The organism is Mesorhizobium sp. P2_F7 (assembly GCF_056403695.1).
In genome coordinates this window covers 67,045-84,361 of the sequence record NZ_JBFUFA010000012.1, presented here as the reverse complement: position 1 = coordinate 84,361, position 17,317 = coordinate 67,045, and the positions used below count along the sequence as shown (strand labels likewise).

At 64.2% G+C, this 17,317-nt stretch carries 13 protein-coding genes; 5 read left to right on the top strand and 8 right to left on the bottom strand.

Annotated elements, in window-relative coordinates; translation table 11 throughout:
- Positions 1–15: 15 nt before the first annotated feature.
- Positions 16–2,253, top strand: a complete 2,238-nt coding sequence (locus AC1DZ8_RS27505; protein ID WP_477302542.1) for a mannose-1-phosphate guanylyltransferase/mannose-6-phosphate isomerase — start codon at positions 16–18, stop codon at positions 2,251–2,253.
- A gap of 224 nt (positions 2,254–2,477) precedes the next feature.
- On the opposite strand, the gene betB is transcribed toward AC1DZ8_RS27505, so the two are convergent.
- The 5 genes from betB to betI are packed head-to-tail and all read right to left on the bottom strand — an operon-like array spanning position 2,478 to position 8,744.
- Positions 2,478–3,941, bottom strand: coding sequence for a betaine-aldehyde dehydrogenase (gene betB, locus AC1DZ8_RS27500; RefSeq protein ID WP_477302540.1), 1,464 nt, complete (start codon positions 3,939–3,941; stop codon positions 2,478–2,480).
- Between the two features lie 34 nt (positions 3,942–3,975).
- A complete protein-coding gene (gene betA, locus AC1DZ8_RS27495; protein WP_477302538.1) occupies positions 3,976–5,628 on the bottom strand; it encodes a choline dehydrogenase in 1,653 nt (550 codons plus the stop codon).
- Entirely contained in the window at positions 5,621–6,619 is a 999-nt protein-coding gene (locus AC1DZ8_RS27490) for a threonine/serine dehydratase (protein WP_477302536.1), read from the bottom strand. Before AC1DZ8_RS27490 ends, betA begins: the two co-directional genes overlap by 8 nt.
- A complete protein-coding gene (gene betC / locus AC1DZ8_RS27485; protein WP_477302534.1) occupies positions 6,616–8,145 on the bottom strand; it encodes a choline-sulfatase in 1,530 nt (509 codons plus the stop codon). Before betC ends, AC1DZ8_RS27490 begins: the two co-directional genes overlap by 4 nt.
- Positions 8,146–8,153: 8 nt before the next feature.
- Positions 8,154–8,744, bottom strand: coding sequence for a choline-binding transcriptional repressor BetI (gene betI / locus AC1DZ8_RS27480; protein ID WP_477302532.1), 591 nt, complete (start codon positions 8,742–8,744; stop codon positions 8,154–8,156).
- A 204-nt stretch (positions 8,745–8,948) separates the two neighbouring features.
- Between betI and AC1DZ8_RS27475 the strand changes: the two genes are divergently transcribed.
- The 3 genes from AC1DZ8_RS27475 to AC1DZ8_RS27465 all read left to right on the top strand — a co-directional run bounded on the left by AC1DZ8_RS27475 (position 8,949) and on the right by AC1DZ8_RS27465 (position 11,614).
- Complete coding sequence (locus AC1DZ8_RS27475) at positions 8,949–10,115, top strand: acetyl-CoA acetyltransferase (protein ID WP_477302530.1); 1,167 nt, start codon at positions 8,949–8,951, stop codon at positions 10,113–10,115.
- A gap of 29 nt (positions 10,116–10,144) precedes the next feature.
- On the top strand, positions 10,145–11,149 hold the full coding sequence (locus tag AC1DZ8_RS27470; RefSeq protein WP_477302528.1) for an asparaginase: 1,005 nt from the start codon (positions 10,145–10,147) through the stop codon (positions 11,147–11,149).
- A gap of 231 nt (positions 11,150–11,380) precedes the next feature.
- Positions 11,381–11,614: a hypothetical protein gene (locus AC1DZ8_RS27465; RefSeq protein ID WP_477302526.1), complete on the top strand. Its 234-nt coding sequence runs from the start codon at positions 11,381–11,383 to the stop codon at positions 11,612–11,614.
- 5 nt (positions 11,615–11,619) lie between these two features.
- On the opposite strand, the gene AC1DZ8_RS27460 is transcribed toward AC1DZ8_RS27465, so the two are convergent.
- Complete coding sequence (locus AC1DZ8_RS27460) at positions 11,620–12,975, bottom strand: TIGR03808 family TAT-translocated repetitive protein (RefSeq protein WP_477302524.1); 1,356 nt, start codon at positions 12,973–12,975, stop codon at positions 11,620–11,622.
- 138 nt (positions 12,976–13,113) lie between these two features.
- Here AC1DZ8_RS27460 and greA point away from each other — a divergent pair, with 138 nt between their 5' ends.
- A complete protein-coding gene (gene greA / locus AC1DZ8_RS27455) occupies positions 13,114–13,587 on the top strand; it encodes a transcription elongation factor GreA (protein WP_477302522.1) in 474 nt (157 codons plus the stop codon).
- A 9-nt stretch (positions 13,588–13,596) separates the two neighbouring features.
- Here the strand turns inward: greA and scpA are convergent, their stop codons facing one another.
- Positions 13,597–15,717, bottom strand: a complete 2,121-nt coding sequence (gene scpA, locus AC1DZ8_RS27450; protein ID WP_477302520.1) for a methylmalonyl-CoA mutase — start codon at positions 15,715–15,717, stop codon at positions 13,597–13,599.
- On the bottom strand, positions 15,714–17,153 hold the full coding sequence (locus AC1DZ8_RS27445; RefSeq protein ID WP_477302518.1) for a methylmalonyl-CoA mutase subunit beta: 1,440 nt from the start codon (positions 17,151–17,153) through the stop codon (positions 15,714–15,716). Before AC1DZ8_RS27445 ends, scpA begins: the two co-directional genes overlap by 4 nt.
- Positions 17,154–17,317 lie beyond the last annotated feature (164 nt).

Genomic DNA, 17,317 nt, shown 5'->3' with positions numbered 1-17,317 from the left:
GAGCACGAGACCCGAATGACCGAGCGCATTGTCAGTTTTGTCATGAGTGGCGGCGTCGGATCGCGGCTGTGGCCGCTGTCGCGCGAGGACAATCCAAAGCAGTTCCACGACTTTTCCGGCGACGGCTCGATGCTGGCCAAGACGTTGCGCCGGCTGACGGCGCGGCCGGGCGGCGAGACGCCGATCTTCCTCATCGCTGCCGAGCGCCATGCCGAGCGCGTTCATGCCGACCTTGCCGGCCTCGACCTCTCAGGCGGTGGCCCGCTGTTCGAGCCGACCGGGCGCAACACCGCCGCCGCCGTCGCGCTGGCCGCGCTGCGCACTTTGTCGGAGTTCGGCGACAGCCTGGTTCTGGTGGTGCCCTCGGACCACGAGATTGCGACACCGAAGCAATTCTGGCAGAGCGTCGAGGCGGGCAGCGAGGCAGCCCTTGCTGGCCGGCTGGTGGTCTTCGGCATCAGGCCGACGCAGCCCGAGACCGGCTACGGCTATATCGAGGTGTCAGGCGAGAACAGCGGTGTCTTCGACGTCTCGCGCTTCGTCGAAAAGCCCGACCTCGCCACCGCGCAAAGCTACCTCGAGGCTGGCACCTTCTACTGGAACACCGGCATCTTCCTGTTTCGCGCCGGCGCCATGCGCGACGCCTTCGCCGCCTTCCAGCCCGACATCTGGCAAGCCACCGAAGCGGCCTACAAGGCGGCGACATCGGATCTGTCCGGCCTCTATATGCCGCTGGACCTCTACGCCGCCATCCCGTCGAACTCGATCGACTACGCCATCATGGAGCGGGCCAAGGACATCGGCATGGTGCCGGCCGGCTTCCGCTGGAACGATCTCGGCTCCTGGCAATCGCTGCTCGATGTCGGCCCGGCCGACGCCAAGGGCAATGTCCTCGTCGGCGACGTCGTCGCCATCGATTGCGAGAATTCCTATATCCGAAGCGACGGCCGGCTGTTGTCGGCGATCGGCATGAAGGACGTCGCCATCGTCTCGACCGCGGACGCCACCTTCGTCGCTCCGGTCAGCCACAGCCAGCATGTGAAGAAGATCGTCGAGCAGCTGGAGAAATCGGGCCGGCTGGAAACAAGGTTCACCCCGGCGCATGATCGCGTCATCGAAAGCGGCGCCTGGCGGCGGCGCGTGCATCACTGGCTGTTCGAAGAGACCTTGCCGCTGTGGTCGACGGCAGGCGTCGACGAGCGCCATGGCGGCTTTCACGAGGCGCTCGGTTTCGATGGTAATCCGCTGGTAAAGCCCAAGCGCATGCGCACGACGGCCAGGCAGGTCTATGCCTTCGCCGTCGCCAAGGCGCGCGGCTGGGACGGCCCGGCCGACCGCTTGATCGCCCATGGCATTGCCTTCATGGCCGGCAAGGGCCGCACCGACAGAGGCGGCTGGGTGCGCACGCTCAATGTCGATGGTTCCGTCGCCGACGCCACCGAGGACGCCTACGACCATTCCTGCGTGCTGCTTGCGCTGGCGCATGCGCATATGTGCGGCAATCCGGAGGCGCTGCGGCTGGGCGAGGAGACCTTCCTGTTTCTCGACGCGCATCTCGAGGACAGCCGTATGACTGGCTTTCTCGAGACGTCGGACGGCGCGGGCGAGCGCCGCTCCAACCCGCATATGCATCTGCTCGAGGCCTTCCTCGCCTGGTACGAGGCGACAGGCGATCGCACCTATCTGCGCCGCGCCGCCCGCATCATCGACCTCTTCCGCAGCCATTTCTTCGATGCCGAGAGCTGGACGCTGGGCGAATATTTCGACGCCGGCTGGAAACCGGCGACCGGCGAGAAGGGCACATGGACCGAACCCGGCCACCATTTCGAATGGGCCTCGCTGCTCACCGACTTCGCCGCCCGCAGCGGCCAGAACGAGTTGAGCAATTTTGCCCGCAAGCTCTATGCCTCGGCCATCGCCAACGGCCTCAACCGCGCCACCGGGCTTGCTTACGGCGCCGTCTCACGGCAGGGCCTGCCTCTCGACCTTGTATCGCGCAGCTGGCCGCAGGCAGAAGCGATCAAGGCGGCGATCGCACTGGATGGCTCGGGCGGTCCCGATCTCAAGCCCGAGATCGAGGCGCGAGTCGGCCGCCTGTTCCGCTGGCACATCGACCCGGCCCCGCTCGGCCTCTGGATCGACCGCATCGACGAACGCGGCCGCTCGCTGGCATCAGATGTGCCGGCCAGCATCTTCTATCATCTGGTGTGCGCGCTGACGCAGTATCTGGATGGGACGGTGGAGAAGGGGTGAGGCGTTGAAGCTGCCAATCTCCCCCCTTGCGGGGGAGATGCCTGGCAAGGCAGAGGGGGGTGCTGTCCCGCCAGCCTATCCGTTATTCACGACTATCAAATGCCCTTCGGGTGAAAAGATCACACCTGAGCTTGGCGATCCTTCACACCCCCTCTGTCCTGCCGGACATCTCCCCCGCAAGGGGGGAGATTGGCTGTCGCCTCGGCCTTCGCCAATCGTCAGCGTCAATACGGGCTCGCCACATCCCCCGTCTCGACATACACCGCCTTCAGCTGCGAATAGAGCGCCAGCGCCGCCAGCGAATTCTCGCGGCCGATGCCAGACTGCTTGACCCCACCGAAAGGAATTTCCACCGGCGTCAGATTGTAGGCGTTGATCCAGCAAGTGCCGGCCTGCAACTCGGCGATCACCCGATGCGCTCGCTGCAGGTCGCGGGTGAAGACACCAGCGGCAAGGCCGAATTCGGTGTCGTTGGCGCGGTCGATCACCTCGTCCTCGCCGTGGAACTTCAGCACGCTCATCACCGGGCCGAAAATCTCCTCACGCGCAATGCGCATGTTGTCCGTGACACCGGTGAACACCGTCGGCTCGACAAAGAAGCCGCCATCAAAGCCTTGCAGTGACGGCACATTGCCGCCGCAGGCGAGCGTCGCGCCATCCTGCTGGCCGGCCTTGATGTAGGAAACGACCTTCTCCTGCTGCGCCTTGTTGACCAGCGGTCCCATCTGCGTTTCCGGGTCGAGCGGATCGCCGATGCGGATCTTTTTCGTCCGCTCGACCAGTCGGTCGACGAAACGGTCATGGATGCCGCTCTGCACGAACACCCGGGTGCCGTTGGAACAGATCTGGCCTGTGGAATAGAAATTGCCGAGCATGGCGCCGCCAATGGCGTTTTCGAGGTCGGCGTCATCGAAGACGATCAGCGGCGACTTGCCGCCGAGCTCCATCGTCGCGTGCTTCATCTTCGAACCGGCGAGCGACAGCACCTTGCGGCCGGTCGGCACCGAGCCGGTCACCGAGACTTTTGCAACGACATCATGGCCGACCAGGCCGGCGCCGACATCGCCATAGCCCTGCACGACGTTGAACAGCCCGTCGGGCAGGCCGGCTTCCGAGTAGATTTCGGCCAGCGCCAGCGCCGACAGCGGTGTGTTTTCCGACGGCTTGAACACCATGGCGTTGCCCATGGCGAGCGCCGGCGCGGATTTCCAGCCGGCGATCTGGATCGGATAGTTCCAGGCGCCGATGCCGACGCACACACCGAGCGCCTCGCGGCGCGTATAGGCGAAGGGTCCGCCGAGATCGATGGCCTCGCCGTTGAAGGCGGCGACCGCGCCGCCGAAATATTCGAGGCAATCCGCCGCTGAAGGCGCGTCCGCCACCAGCGTCTCCTGGATCGCCTTGCCGGTGTCGAGCGTCTCGATGCGGGCGAGATCGGCGTTGCGGGCGCGCAGAATGTCGGCGGCGCGGCGCAGGACGCGGCCGCGCTCCACCGGCTTCATCCGCGCCCAGGCTGGCTGTGCGGCGCGCGCGGCTTCGATGGCGAGCTCCAGCACATTCGGCGTTGCAGAATGCAGCGTGGCGATGACCTCACCGGTCGCCGGGTAGATCACCGGCAACGGCGCACCACCCTCGTCCTCGATGTAGCGGCCGTTGACATAGTGCGATGCCGTTGGCTGGGCGCGCATATGAATTCTCCAATGATCTTGGCTGGACAATGCCCTATCGATCCGCGACCTGCCAGCGCGGATTGATCCAGGGTTCCTGGTTGGACGGCGCCAGCGGCGTGCGGCCGAGAATGTGGTCGGATGCCTTCTCGCCGGTCATGATCGACGGAGCGTTGAGGTTGCCGTTGGTGACGCGCGGGAAGATCGAGGAGTCCGCCACTCGCAACCCCTCGACGCCAATGACCCGGCACTCCGGATCGACCACGCTCATGACATCATCGGCGCGGCCCATCTTGCAGGTTCCGCACGGATGGTAGGCGCTCTCGGCATGATCCCGGATGAAGGCGTCGAGATCCTCGTCCGACTGAACATGCGAACCCGGCGAGATTTCCTTGCCGCGAAAACTGTCGAAAGCCTTCTGGCCGAAGATTTCGCGGGTCAGCCTGATGCAGTGGCGGAACTCGGTCCAGTCGTCTGGATGCGACATGTAATTGAAGCGGATCACCGGCGTCGCTTTCGGGTCGGGCGAGCGCAGCGTCACCGAGCCGCGCGACTTCGAGCGCATCGGCCCGACATGCGCCTGGAAGCCATGCGACTTCGCCGCCGCCTTGCCGTCATAGCGCACAGCCGCCGGGATGAAGTGGTACTGGATATCTGGGTAGTCGACGCCGGCTTGAGAGCGCACGAAGGCTGCTGCCTCGAAATGGTTGGTGGCGCCGAGGCCGGTCTTGAAGAACAGCCACTGCGCCCCGATCAGCGCCTTGGAGAACGGGTTGAGGACCGAGTTCAGCGTGATCGGCTGTGTCGATTCCTGCTGGATGTAGAGCTCCATATGATCCTGCAGGTTGCGACCGACGCCGGCCCGGTCGGCGACCACCTGGATGCCGTTTTCGGCGAGATGCGCGGCAGGGCCGATGCCGGACAGCATCAGGATCTTGGGCGAATTGATCGACGACGCCGCAACGATCACCTCACGTCGCGCCTTAACGACTTGAATCTGTTTGTGAGCTTCGATCTCGACGCCGACGGCGCGTTGATTCTCGATGATCACGCGGCGGGCGAAACCTTTGACCACGCTGACATTTTGCCGTTTGAGAGCCGGCTTCAGATAGGCCGATGCCGCCGACCAGCGGCGGCCGCCGCGGATGGTCTGCTCCATCGGCCCGAAGCCTTCCTGCTTGGAACCATTGTAGTCGTCGGTCAGCTCGAACCCGGCCTGGCGACCGGCCTCGACAAAGGCGCCGTAGAGCGGATTTTTCCGCGGGCCGCGCTGAACATGCAGTGGGCCGCCGTGACCGCGCCAGCCTTCCTCGCCGCCGTCATTGTCTTCCATCCGCTTGAAGTAGGGCAGCACGTCAGCGAAGCCCCAGCCGGTCGCGCCCTCTTCAGCCCAATGGTCGAAGTCGCGTGCGTGGCCCCTGACATAGACCATGCCGTTGATCGAGGACGAGCCGCCGATCACCTTGCCGCGCGGCGTCGCCAGCACGCGGCCGCCGAGATGCGGTTCGGGCTCGCTGGCAAAGCCCCAGTCGTAGAGGCTCATATTGAGCGGGATCGACAGCGCCGACGGCATCTGGATCAGCGGGCCGATATCGGTGCCGCCGAACTCGATGACGATGACCGAATGCTTGCCGTCTTCCGACAGGCGGTAGGCCATGGCCGAGCCGGCCGAGCCGGAGCCGATGATGACGAAATCTGCTTCAAGCATTGTTCATATGCGCCATGAAATCGGCGAGCGAAACGTTGCCGCCGGTAGCCACAACCAGGACTGTTTTGTCAGCCACATTCACCTTGCCACCGAGCAGCGCTGCCAGCGATGCGGCGCCCGACGGCTCCAGCACCAGCTTCATCCGCTCGAAGGCAATCTTCATCGCCCGTCGCACCGAGGCGTCGTCGACAGTGATGCCGCGCACGCCTGCGGTCTTGACGGCCGCGAAGGGCGCATCGCCCGGCCGCCGTGACATCAGCCCGTCACAGATCGACTTCGGCGCAATCGGCATGGTTTCGATGGCGCCGTGATCCAATGACGCTCCCATGCCGTTGAACCCTTCCGGCTCGACACCGATGATCTCGGTTGCCGGCGACAGATAGTGGAAGGCGAGCGACACGCCGCCGATCAGCCCGCCGCCACCGACCGAGCAGAACAACAGATCGGCGCTGGCGCCCTTGGCATCGAGCTGTTCGAGCGCTTCGAGCCCGGCGCCGGCCTGGCCGGCAACGATCTCCGGATCGTCGAAGGGATGCAGCAAAGCCAGACCTTCGGTTTCGGCGATCTCGCGCGCCTTGGCGGCCGCGACTTCCTCACGGGCGCGATCGCCATGATCGGTCAGCACGACCCGCGCGCCGTAGCCTGCGGTCGCATCGCGCTTGGCGGCCGGCGCGTCGATCGGCATGACGATCGTGACGGGAATGCCGAGCGCCTGGCCGGCAGCCGCCAGCCCTTGCGCGAAATTGCCCGAGGAGTAGGCGACGACGCCTTTCCTGGCTTCGTCAGGCGACAGCCGCTTCAGCCGCCAATAGGCGCCGCGCACCTTGAACGATCCTGCCCATTGCAGTGATTCCGGCTTGATGAAGACGCGCGCAGCGCCCGTCTCTTTGGCGAGCGCTGCTGATTCCAGCAGCGGTGTAATCTGCGTCGCCTTCGATGTGACGGCATAGGCCTGTCTGAGATGGTCGAGAGAGGGGACAATTGTCATCATTCGCCTCGCGGAAAGCGTTTCTGGTCCTCGAGATTGTCGAGGTTCATGTGGTTGCGCATGTAGCGCTCCGAGGCCTTCTGCAGCGGCTGGAATTCCCAGGGGTAGTGCGTGCCATTTCGCAGGGCGGGATAAACCACCCAGCGCCGCGCCTGGCTGGCGCGCACGGCCGCATCGAAGGCCGCCATGTCCCAGCGCGCCCGCACGGCTCGGGTGAAGGCCGCCACCAGATCGGCATGTGCCGGATCGGAGGCAAGATTGGTCAACTCGCGCGGATCGGCTTCGAGATCGAACAGAAGCGGCGGGTCGATCTCGCAATGGATGAATTTGTAGCGGCCGTCGCGGATCGCCACCAAGGGCGCGTTGGAGCCCTCGGCGGCATATTCCATCAGCACCGGGGCGTTGCGTTTCGTGCCCTCAAGCAGCGGCAGCAGCGACTGACCGTCCGTCCACGGCGCGATCCCTGAGATATCTATGCTAGCGAGATCGCGCAGCGTCGGCGTCACGTCGAGATTGGAAACCGGCTCGGAAATCAGGCCTGCAGGAATGCCCTTGCCGGCAATCATCAATGGTACCCGTGCCGAGCCCTCGAAAAAATTCATCTTGAACCACAGGCCGCGCTCGCCAAGCATGTCGCCATGGTCGGAGCAGAACAGGATGATGGTGTCGTCCAGCACGCGCGTACGCTCCAGCACCGACACCAGCTCGCCGACCTTGTCGTCGAGATAGGAGATGTTGGCGAAGTAGCCGCGCCGCGAGCGGCGGATCTGCTCCGGCGTAATGTTGAAACTGTCATAGTCGCTGGCGCGGTAGAGCCGTTGCGAATGCGGGTCCTGGTCGGCATAGGCGATGAATTCCACCTCCGGCTCCAGTGCGGGACAGTCTTCATAGAGATCCCAATATTGCCGCCGCGTGACATAGGGGTCGTGCGGGTGGGTGAAGGAAACCGTCAGGCACCAGGGCCGGCTGGCCGCATCATCGGAGGTGCGGGCAAGGTCGTAGAGTTTTTGCACCGCATGGAAGGCGACCTCGTCGTCATACTCCATCTGGTTGCTGATTTCGGCGACGCCTGCGCCGGTCACCGAACCCAGATTGTGATACCACCAGTCGATGCGTTCGCCGGGTTTGCGATAGTCCGGCGTCCAGCCGAAATCGGCGGGATAGATGTCGGTGGTCAGCCGCTCCTCGAAGCCGTGCAACTGGTCGGGGCCGACGAAATGCATCTTGCCCGACAGGCAGGTGTAGTAGCCGGCGCTGCGCAGATGATGCGCATAGGTCGGGATCGACGAGGCGAACTCGGCCGCGTTGTCGTACACTTGGGTTCGCGACGGCAATTGCCCGCTCATGAAGGCGGCGCGGCCGGGCGCGCAGAGCGGCGAGGCTGTGTAATTGTTGGCAAAGCGCGCCGACCGCGCAGCCAGCGCCTTGAGATGCGGCGCATGCAGAAAATCCGCTGGCCCATCTGCAAACAGCGTGCCGTTGAGCTGATCGACCATGACGATCAGGATGTTGGGTCGCCTTGATGTCACTGAGGCTGTCACTGTGTCTGCCGCCCGCCGAGTTTGATTTCGAGATAGTCTTCGACCAGCGCGATCGCGGTCGCCGCGTCCGGCACGCCGTCCTTCAGTGCGCGCCTGATGTAGAGCCCGTCGATCATCGCCGCCGTCGCTTCCGCTGCACGGTCGGCTTCGTGCCTGGCCAGTATGCCGGTCAGCCCGCTCATAAGGTTGGAATGCAGCCGCCGGGCATAGATCCGGAGCAGCCGGCGCAGGGCCGATGATTGCTGCGCTTCGACATAGAAGGCGAGCCAGGCGGCGATGGTTTCGGCCTGGAACTGGATGTCGGAGAAGTTGACGGCGACCACCGCCGAGACGCGTTGGCGCGGCGTGGCGGCGGATTGCAGAGCGCGCCGCATGTCGGCGGTGAGTTCCGCCAGAATGTGTCGCATCGTTGCGAACAGCAGCTCGTCCTTGGCGCCGAAATAATGATGAGCAAGGGCCGAGGACACGCCGGCCCGTCCGGCGATCTCCGACATGGTCACGTCCAGCGAGCCTCGCTCGCCGATCGCAGAGATCGTCGCGTCGATGAGCGCCTTGCGGCGCAGTGGCTCCATTCCGACTTTCGGCATTGTTATTCCCGGCTCTTGGTTCGCATGATTATTTTTTATTGATCCGTCAATCAACAAAAAATCGACTCGATTGCCGCCTGCACCAAGCGATTGTCGGCTTGCGGCCCTTTTCGACGCACGAGGGATTGTTTATATTTGAACAATAAAGGCGAAGTGCGCCATTTGAGCCCACATGTTAGGCTGGCGCCAAGGATGGAGACCGCCATGACCGCATGCATCGTTGGCTGGGCGCATTCGCGCTTCGGCAAGCTGGAAGGCGAGACGCTGGAAGGCCTGATCACCAAGGTTGCGGTCGACGCGCTCGACCATGCCGGCATCGGCCCGGACGAGGTCGACGAGATCGTGCTCGGCCACTTCAATGCCGGCTTCTCCCCGCAGGATTTTACCGCCAGCCTGGTGCTGCAGGCCGACGACCGGCTGCGCTTCAAGCCGGCGACGCGCGTCGAAAACGCTTGCGCCACCGGCTCGGCCGCGGTCCGCCAAGGCATCCGCGCCATTGACGCCAATGCCGCCCGCGTCGTGCTGGTGGTCGGCGCCGAGCAGATGACGACGACGCCCGGTCCCGAAATCGGCAAGAACCTGCTCAAGGCGTCCTATCTGCCGGAGGACGGCGACACGCCCGCGGGCTTTGCCGGCGTCTTCGGCAAGATCGCGCAGGCCTATTTCCAGCGTTATGGCGACCAGTCGGATGCGCTGGCAATGATCGCCGCCAAGAACCACAAGAACGGCGTCGACAATCCCTATGCCCAGATGCGCAAGGATTTCGGCTACGAATTCTGCCGCCAGGAAAGCGAGAAGAACCCCTTCGTTGCCGGTCCGCTGAAGCGCACCGACTGTTCGCTGGTCTCCGATGGCGCTGCCGCCCTTGTCCTGACCGACACCTCGACGGCGCTGAAGATGCGTCGTGCCGTTGCCTTCCGCGCCAACGAGCATGTCCAGGATTTCCTGCCGATGTCGAAGCGCGACATTCTCTCGTTCGAAGGCTGCGAACAGGCCTGGAACCAGGCCTTGAAGAAGGCCGGCGTGACGCTCGACGATCTCTCCTTCGTCGAGACGCATGACTGCTTCACCATCGCCGAACTGATCGAGTACGAGGCGATGGGCCTGGCCAAGCCCGGCGAGGGTGCGAAACTTGCGCTGGACGGCACGACGGCCAAGGACGGCAGGCTGCCGGTCAATCCGTCCGGCGGCCTGAAGGCCAAGGGCCATCCGATCGGCGCTACTGGCGTGTCGATGCATGTGCTGACCGCCATGCAGTTGACTGGCGAGGCCGGCGGCATCCAGGTGCCCGGGGCAAAACTCGGCGGCATCTTCAACATGGGTGGCGCGGCCGTCGCCAACTACGTTTCCATCCTCGACCGGATCAGGTAGAAGCAGCCCGTATTTTTGGGGCGTAGCTTATGACAAATCCGGTTCTGGTCGAAGTCTTGCGCGGCGCGATCGTCGAGAGCGCCCATCGCGGCGCTGTCGCGATCTTCGATGGTGACGGCAAGCCTGTCCTGGAAATCGGCGATACGGCGCGGCCAGTCTCTCCGCGCTCCGCAGTCAAGGCGATCCAGGCGCTGCCGCTGGTCGAAACGGGCGCTGCCGATGCCTACGGCTTCGGTGACCGCGAACTGGCGCTGGCCTGCGCCTCGCATTCCGGCGAGCCGGCGCATGTCGAACTGGCGCAGGCGATGCTGGCCAAGGCCGGGCTCGACAAGTCGGCGCTCGAATGCGGCGCGCATTGGCCGTCCAGCCATGGTGCGGAGATTGCTCTGGCGCGCGCCGGCGGCTCGCCGAACGCGCTGCACAACAACTGTTCCGGCAAGCATTCCGGCTTTCTCTGCACCTGTGTGCACTCGGGGATTGCCCATCAGGGCTACGTCAAGGCCGGCCACCCCTTTCAGGAGATGGTACGAGACGCCATGCAGGCGGTGACCGGCGCTGCCCACGATGCCGATGACCGGGCCATCGATGGCTGCTCCATCCCGACCTACGCCGTGCCGCTGAAAAGCTTCGCGCTGGGCTTTGCCCGTATGGCGACGGGCAGGGGCTTTGGCCCTGTGCGCGCCAAGGCCGCCAAACGTTTGCTGTCAGCTTGCATGGCCGAACCTTTCCTGGTTGCCGGCACCGGCAAAGCGGACGTCGCGCTGATGGAGGCCGCGCCCGGCCGCATCTTCGTCAAGACCGGCGCCGAGGGCGTTTATTGCGCCGCCGTTCCAGAGCTTGGCCTTGGCATTGCGCTAAAATGCGATGACGGTGCCGGCCGGGCCGCCGAGGTGATGATCGCGGCTGTGCTGGCTAAATTGCTGCGGGTGGACGAAACGGTGGCTGCAAAGCTCGGCGAACTGGCCCATCCGCCAATTGAAAGCCGCATTGGAGCCAAGGTCGGGGCGTTGCGGCCGACCGCGGCGATTGGCTAGCGATGCGCCCGCTACCTTAAAAGCCGAACGAAAGTGCGCCTAGCGATTCATCGAGGTCATTCCAATTCGATGTTCGGCTTTTGCCAATTTTCAGATATTTAAGTATAAGTTCGCGCTATATTCCGGATTGTGAGCCGCATTGTGTATCACCGAATTGCACTTGGTCTCCTATACGGACTTCTTTTTACAAGCTTGGCGCTTTTAGCCTTTAGCGTGCGGATAGCGCATTGGGTGGCCGACAATGCCGGTCTGAAAGCCATGCTTGCGGGCGTGTTGGCCTATATCGGTATTGTTTCCGGCTTGGTCTGGGCCATTAACAAAATCAACAAGGCCTTTCCGACGTTGGATCTTCCGTCTTCGAGTGCTCGTTCCGAGCACGCCTGGTTCGTGGAGCCAGTGGTAGTCGATGTGGAATCGGACGTGGCTGCCGAGAAGTCGCCGCCAATAAAACGCGAGAAGCCGTGACTATTCTAGCTGACCTTGTTGCGTTCAACCGTCAGATGCGCATAGCCGCTGTCGCTTGATTTGGCGAGGTCCCCGGTCGCGGGTTCGGCCCAGCGCTGGCCGATAATGGCGCCGTTTTTGGCGCCGTCGATGACATTGTTGGAAATGATGGCGTTTCCCGCGCCCTCGACCACGGTGACGGCGATGCCGGTTCCGGCCTGACGAATGATGTTTCCGGTCGCAACCACATTGCGCATATAGGCGCCCCAGCCGATCTGCATGCCATAGAGCGGCGCGTTCTCGATGACATTGCCCGAGACGGTGGTGTCGGCCTCGACGCTGATGCCGACGCCGAAGCCAGGTGGATCGGCAGGGTAGGGGCCTGTGGTCGACAGATTGCGCACGATGTTGTTCGAGCACACGCCCATGCGGCCGCCCTCGTTGAAGTTGACGATCGAGATGCCGTTGGCGGCACCGTCGACGATGTTGTTGCCAATGATGGCGCCTTCGAAGGAGAATTCGGAATAGAGCGCGGTTTCGCCCGAACGCGAGCAGGTGTTGCCTGTCATCTGCAGATTGCTGGAACTGTTGGCGCGGATCGCCGAGAAGGCGCAGTCCGAGACGATGTTGCCGTTGACGGAGACATTGCCGGCGCGGAAGGCGTTGATGCCGTTGCCGTTCTGGCCGGTGCCGCCGCTGCGCGCGCCAATGCGCTGCACGCGGTTGCCGCTGACGATGGTGCCGTCCTCAGCCTGCTGCCAGCGGTGCACGAGAATGCCGCCATTGCCGCAATCCGACACCGTATTACCCGATATCTCGAGGCCGGCGGCCTCGACGGAATAGATGCCGGCATCCGCTGCCCCCGATATGTCGCAGCGCTCGACGCGGCCCGATACATGCTCGAACGCCAGCCCGTGCTTGCCGCTGCCGGTGATCGTGCAATTGTCGATGGCAAGATGGGCGACTCGACGCAGGTCGAGCAGGCCTTGCGCGTCATCGGCCAGCCAACTGTTGGCGCCGTCGAAGACCAGCCCTGTGAGGTCGATATGCTCAGCCTGTTCGGCGGTCAGCAAATGGCCGTTGCCGCCGTAGATAATGCGCGAGGCGCCGGGCACGCCGGAAAGCCTGACACGGGCGGGCAAGCTCAGGTTGGACACGACATAGTTGCCCGGCGGCAGGAACACCGGCGCGTTGCGTTCGCTCGCCTCGGCAAGCATTCGGATGAACGCCTTGCTCTGATCGTCCGGTGCGTTCGGCTGCACGCCAAGCTCCGTGGCGTCGATCGAGCCGCGCGCAGCCGTCTTTGCCAAGGCATTGCCCAGCGAAAGACCGAGCACGGCAAAGCCGGCCGTTCCCTTCAGCAGCGCTCGTCTGTTCAACATCGGCACATCCCTTGCGATCGTCCGGCCAACCGCAGGAATCATGCCAGCCGCAGAGGTCTTCGCCCGGCTATAGTCCGGCCAATGACCGGGTCCGGCAAGTGGCTTGTACAGTCGCCGAAGCGGGCCTAAGTTTATCCGATGAGCAGAGCCTTCACCCGCGAGGAAGACAGCGAAAACGCCATTGCCGGCATCGGCGAGCGGCCGATCAGCCCGCACCGCAATCTGGTGACGGAGCGCGGTCTGGCGCAGATCGACGACAGTCTGACCGATCTGCGCGACATACTGGCGAAAGCCGAGCGAAAGGCCGACCGCGAGCGCATCGCCGTCGTCTCGCGCGACCTGCGCTACTGGACCGCGCGTCGCGAAAGTGCCGAGCTTTCCGTGCCGGAACCCGGCAGCGACCAGGTGCGCTTCGGCATGGGTGTTACGCTGGAAGCCGATGACGGCAAGAAGGTGCACTGGAAGATCGTCGGCGAAGACGAAGCCGATCCCTCAAAGGGCAGCATTTCCCACGTCTCGCCGATGGCCGTTGCGCTGTTCGGCAAGAAGGTCGGCGACGTCGCAAGCGTCAACGGCAAGGAATGGGAAATCGTCAAGCTGTCGGACGCCTGACGCGGTCGCTCAGCCCGCCAGCAGCCGATCCAACAACCGATCCGCAGCTTCCGGAATAACCGTGCCCGGCGGGAAGATTTCCGCAGCACCAGCCTCCAGCACCGCGTCGTAATCCTGCGGCGGGATGACGCCGCCGGCGACGATCAGTATGTCGGCGTGGCCGAGTTTCTTCAGCGTATCGCGCAGTTCGGGGATCAGCGTAAGATGGCCCGCCGCCAGCGACGAGGCGCCGATGATATGGACATCCTGCGCGACCGCCAGCTTGGCGATCTCATCCGGCGTCTGGAACATCGCGCCGACGGTGACGTCGAAGCCGAGATCGGCGAAGGCCGTGGCGATAACTTTCTGGCCGCGGTCGTGGCCGTCCTGTCCCATCTTGGCCACCAGGATGCGTGGCTTGCCGCCGGACTTCTTCTCAAAAGCTTCGAGCTTCTCCACGAGCCGGTCGACCGCCAGATTGTCGCCAAGCGCATTGCGATAGACGCCGGAGATCGTCTGCACCGACGCGACGTGGCGGCCAAAGACCTTTTCCAGCGCCAGTGAGATCTCGCCGACGGTGGCGTTGGCGCGCGCGGCGCGGATGGCGAATTCCAGCAGGTTTTCGTTACCTTGCGCAGCGCGGGTCAGCGCATCGAGTGCGCTCTCGACCGCGCCGACATTGCGCGTGCCTTTCAGGTTCTGCAGCTTCGACAATTGCCGGGCTCGGACCTCGGCATTGTCGATCTTCAGCACGTCGACCGCGATGTCGTTCTCCGGCCGATGCGCGTTGACGCCGACCAGCATCTGTTCGCCGGAATCGATGCGTGCCTGCGTGCGCGCGGCCGCTTCTTCGATGCGCAGCTTCGGAATGCCCTGTTCGATCGCTGCCGCCATGCCGCCAAGGCTCTCGACCTCTTCGATATGGGCGAGCGCGCGCGCCGCCAGATCATGCGTCAGCCGCTCCAGATAGGCCGAGCCACCCCACGGGTCGACAATGCGCGTGGTGCCGGATTCCTTTTGCAGGATGAGCTGCGTGTTGCGGGCGATGCGGGCCGAATGGTCGGTCGGCAGCGCCATCGCTTCGTCGAAGGAATTGGTGTGCAGCGACTGTGTATGGCCTTGCGTGGCCGCCATCGCCTCGATCATGGTGCGGGTGATGTTGTTGTAGGGATCCTGCGCCGTCAGCGACCAGCCCGACGTCTGGCAATGGGTGCGCAGCGACAGCGAGCGTTCGTCCTTCGGCGCGAAATTCTGCTGCATCAGGCTCGACCACAAAAGCCGCGCGGCGCGGAGCTTGGCGACCTCCATGAAGAAGTTCATGCCGATTGCCCAGAAGAAGGAAAGCCGTGGCGCGAAACGGTCGATGTCGAGCCCGGCGGCGACGCCGGCGCGGGCATATTCGATGCCGTCGGCAATGGTGTAGGCGAGCTCCAGGTCGGCCGTCGCACCGGCCTCCTGCATGTGATAGCCGGAGATCGAAATCGAATTGAACTTCGGCATGTTCTTCGATGTGTAGGAGAAGATGTCCGACACGATCCGCATCGAAGGCTTCGGCGGATAGATGTAGGTGTTGCGGACCATGAACTCCTTCAGGATGTCGTTCTGGATGGTTCCCGCCAAATCCTTCTGTGCCACGCCCTGTTCTTCCGCCGCCACGATGTAGAGCGCCATGATCGGCAGCACGGCGCCGTTCATGGTCATCGACACCGTCATTTCGTCGAGCGGGATGCCGTCGAACAATTGCCGCATGTCGAGGATGGAATCGATGGCGACGCCCGCCATGCCGACATCGCCGGCAACGCGCGGGTGGTCGCTGTCATAGCCACGATGCGTCGGCAGATCGAAGGCGACCGACAGGCCCTTCTGGCCGGCAGCGAGGTTGCGCCGGTAGAAGGCGTTGGATTCTTCCGCCGTCGAGAAGCCGGCATATTGCCGGATCGTCCACGGCTGCTGGACATACATGGTCGGGTAGGGGCCGCGCACGAAGGGCGGCATGCCCGGATAGGTGTCTAGATCGGCAAGCCCCTTGAGGTCGCCCTGGCCGTAGAGATGCTTGACGGCAATGCCTTCCGGCGTCAGTCGCGAGCCCTTGACCTCGACGGGTATGCGCCGTGGCGCCGACCAGCCGATCTCTGAGAAATTCGGGATCACGGCGCGGCTCCGATTGACTGGTCGATGCGGACCGGAAACAGCGCCTCGCACACCGCCACGCCCTCGGTGAAGGGAGGCCGCCGCTCGGCCGCCAGCGTCTCGACCGGGGCCTCGCTTTTCAGAGGGTAAAGCGTGGTGCCAATGATTGCCCGTTCACCCGACCGGTAGGCCTCGGCACGGCGCTCGGATGCTGCCCTTACGCGCGCCTGGATATGGCCTTGCTGCAGGCTCGCCAGAACGCCGCCTTCCGCTTCGATCCTCTGGAATTCTGCCCATGCCGCTTCGCACAAGCCCAAGGTCAGCGCCTCGACCGCGCCCGAGCCATAGGTGGGGTCGGCGACGTGGTCGATATGGCTTTCATTGGCCATGATCAGCTGCGCGTTGCGGGCGACGCGGCGCGCAAAAGGCGCCGGCAGGCCGTGCGCGATTGTGTGCGGCAGGATGGAGATCGAATCGGCACCGCCGGCGGCCGCGGCGAAACCGGCGATCGCAGTGCGTAGAATATTGGTCTCGGGATCTGCCGCCGTCATCATGCGGAACGAGGTCTCGGCATGGATGTTGGCGGTCGAGGCCGGGATCGAGCACGTCTCCTGGATTCGCGCCCACAGCCTGCGCAACGCCCTGAGCTTGGCCGTCGACAGGAACTGGTCCTGGTCGACGCTGAGCGCAAAGCCGATATGTGGTGCGGCATAGACGAGGGGCTGGCGCGCGTCCTCGAACATCCTGAGATAGGAGACCGCGGAGGCAAGCATGGTGCCGAGCTCCTGCGCCTCGGTGGCGCCGGCATTGTGGAACACCCGCCCGTCCGCCTCGAGCAGCACGCCCGGCACGCCCAGCGAGAAGAAATGCGCAAGCGATTGCGGCATCGATGCCTGCAAGGCCTCGATCGACATGCGCAGCCGGCCGGTGCCGGCAAAGATCGCCGCCGGGTCGATGCCGAAGGAGAGGTTGAGCTTTGCCGGATCGGAGCGGCGCTTGCTCAGGAACGCCACCAGCCAGTCGGCCACGGCGCGGCTCCAGGGATGCGCGTCGATGCGGATCTGCACGCGGTTGAGCGGCACGCCGTCAAGCACCGTCTCCAGCGCCTGTGCCGTCCTCGGCAGGCCATAGCCGAATGCATTCGGGGCGCCTTCGAAGACCAACGACAATCCCGTCGCGCCTTGCGCGACATCGTCGAGCGCCTGCGCCTTGGCGCGGCCGCTATCGGGATCGTCGATGCGCTGGCTGACGATCCAGGGCAGCTTGGGGTTGGCGCGCACAAGCGGTTCCGCCCCGCCGGCGCGCTCATAGAGCGGTTCGATGCGAATGGCGTCGTCGGTGTGCGACACCAGCCTGTCCTCGAAGGATGCGCCGGCCAACGCCTTTTCCGCCAAGGCCAGCCATCGCTGGCGCTCGACGTTTGTGGGTTCGACTTCCTGCAAGGCTCCGGCGCCCATCCATTTTCCTCGTTCTTATGCGGCCGCACCAGCCTGGGCAGTCCAGTCTACGGTTCCCCGTCCGATATCGCAATGCAATGCGACTCCAGGGTCCGAACTCGATCTCTCTGATATAGGTCAGACCGCGTGGACGAACCATGAACGATTGCCAAACAGCGGCAAAA

Bases quoted from the DNA above. Each gene is read 5' to 3' on its own strand.
- AC1DZ8_RS27505 (WP_477302542.1), top strand. From the start codon at position 16: ATGACCGAGCGCATTGTCAGTTTTGTCATGAGTGGCGGCGTCGGATCG.
- betB (WP_477302540.1), bottom strand. From the start codon at position 3,941: ATGCGCGCCCAGCCAACGGCATCGCACTATGTCAACGGCCGCTACATC.
- betA (WP_477302538.1), bottom strand. From the start codon at position 5,628: ATGCTTGAAGCAGATTTCGTCATCATCGGCTCCGGCTCGGCCGGCTCG.
- AC1DZ8_RS27490 (WP_477302536.1), bottom strand. From the start codon at position 6,619: ATGATGACAATTGTCCCCTCTCTCGACCATCTCAGACAGGCCTATGCC.
- betI (WP_477302532.1), bottom strand. From the start codon at position 8,744: ATGCCGAAAGTCGGAATGGAGCCACTGCGCCGCAAGGCGCTCATCGAC.
- AC1DZ8_RS27475 (WP_477302530.1), top strand. From the start codon at position 8,949: ATGACCGCATGCATCGTTGGCTGGGCGCATTCGCGCTTCGGCAAGCTG.
- AC1DZ8_RS27470 (WP_477302528.1), top strand. From the start codon at position 10,145: ATGACAAATCCGGTTCTGGTCGAAGTCTTGCGCGGCGCGATCGTCGAG.
- AC1DZ8_RS27460 (WP_477302524.1), bottom strand. From the start codon at position 12,975: ATGTTGAACAGACGAGCGCTGCTGAAGGGAACGGCCGGCTTTGCCGTG.
- greA (WP_477302522.1), top strand. From the start codon at position 13,114: ATGAGCAGAGCCTTCACCCGCGAGGAAGACAGCGAAAACGCCATTGCC.
- AC1DZ8_RS27445 (WP_477302518.1), bottom strand. From the start codon at position 17,153: ATGGGCGCCGGAGCCTTGCAGGAAGTCGAACCCACAAACGTCGAGCGC.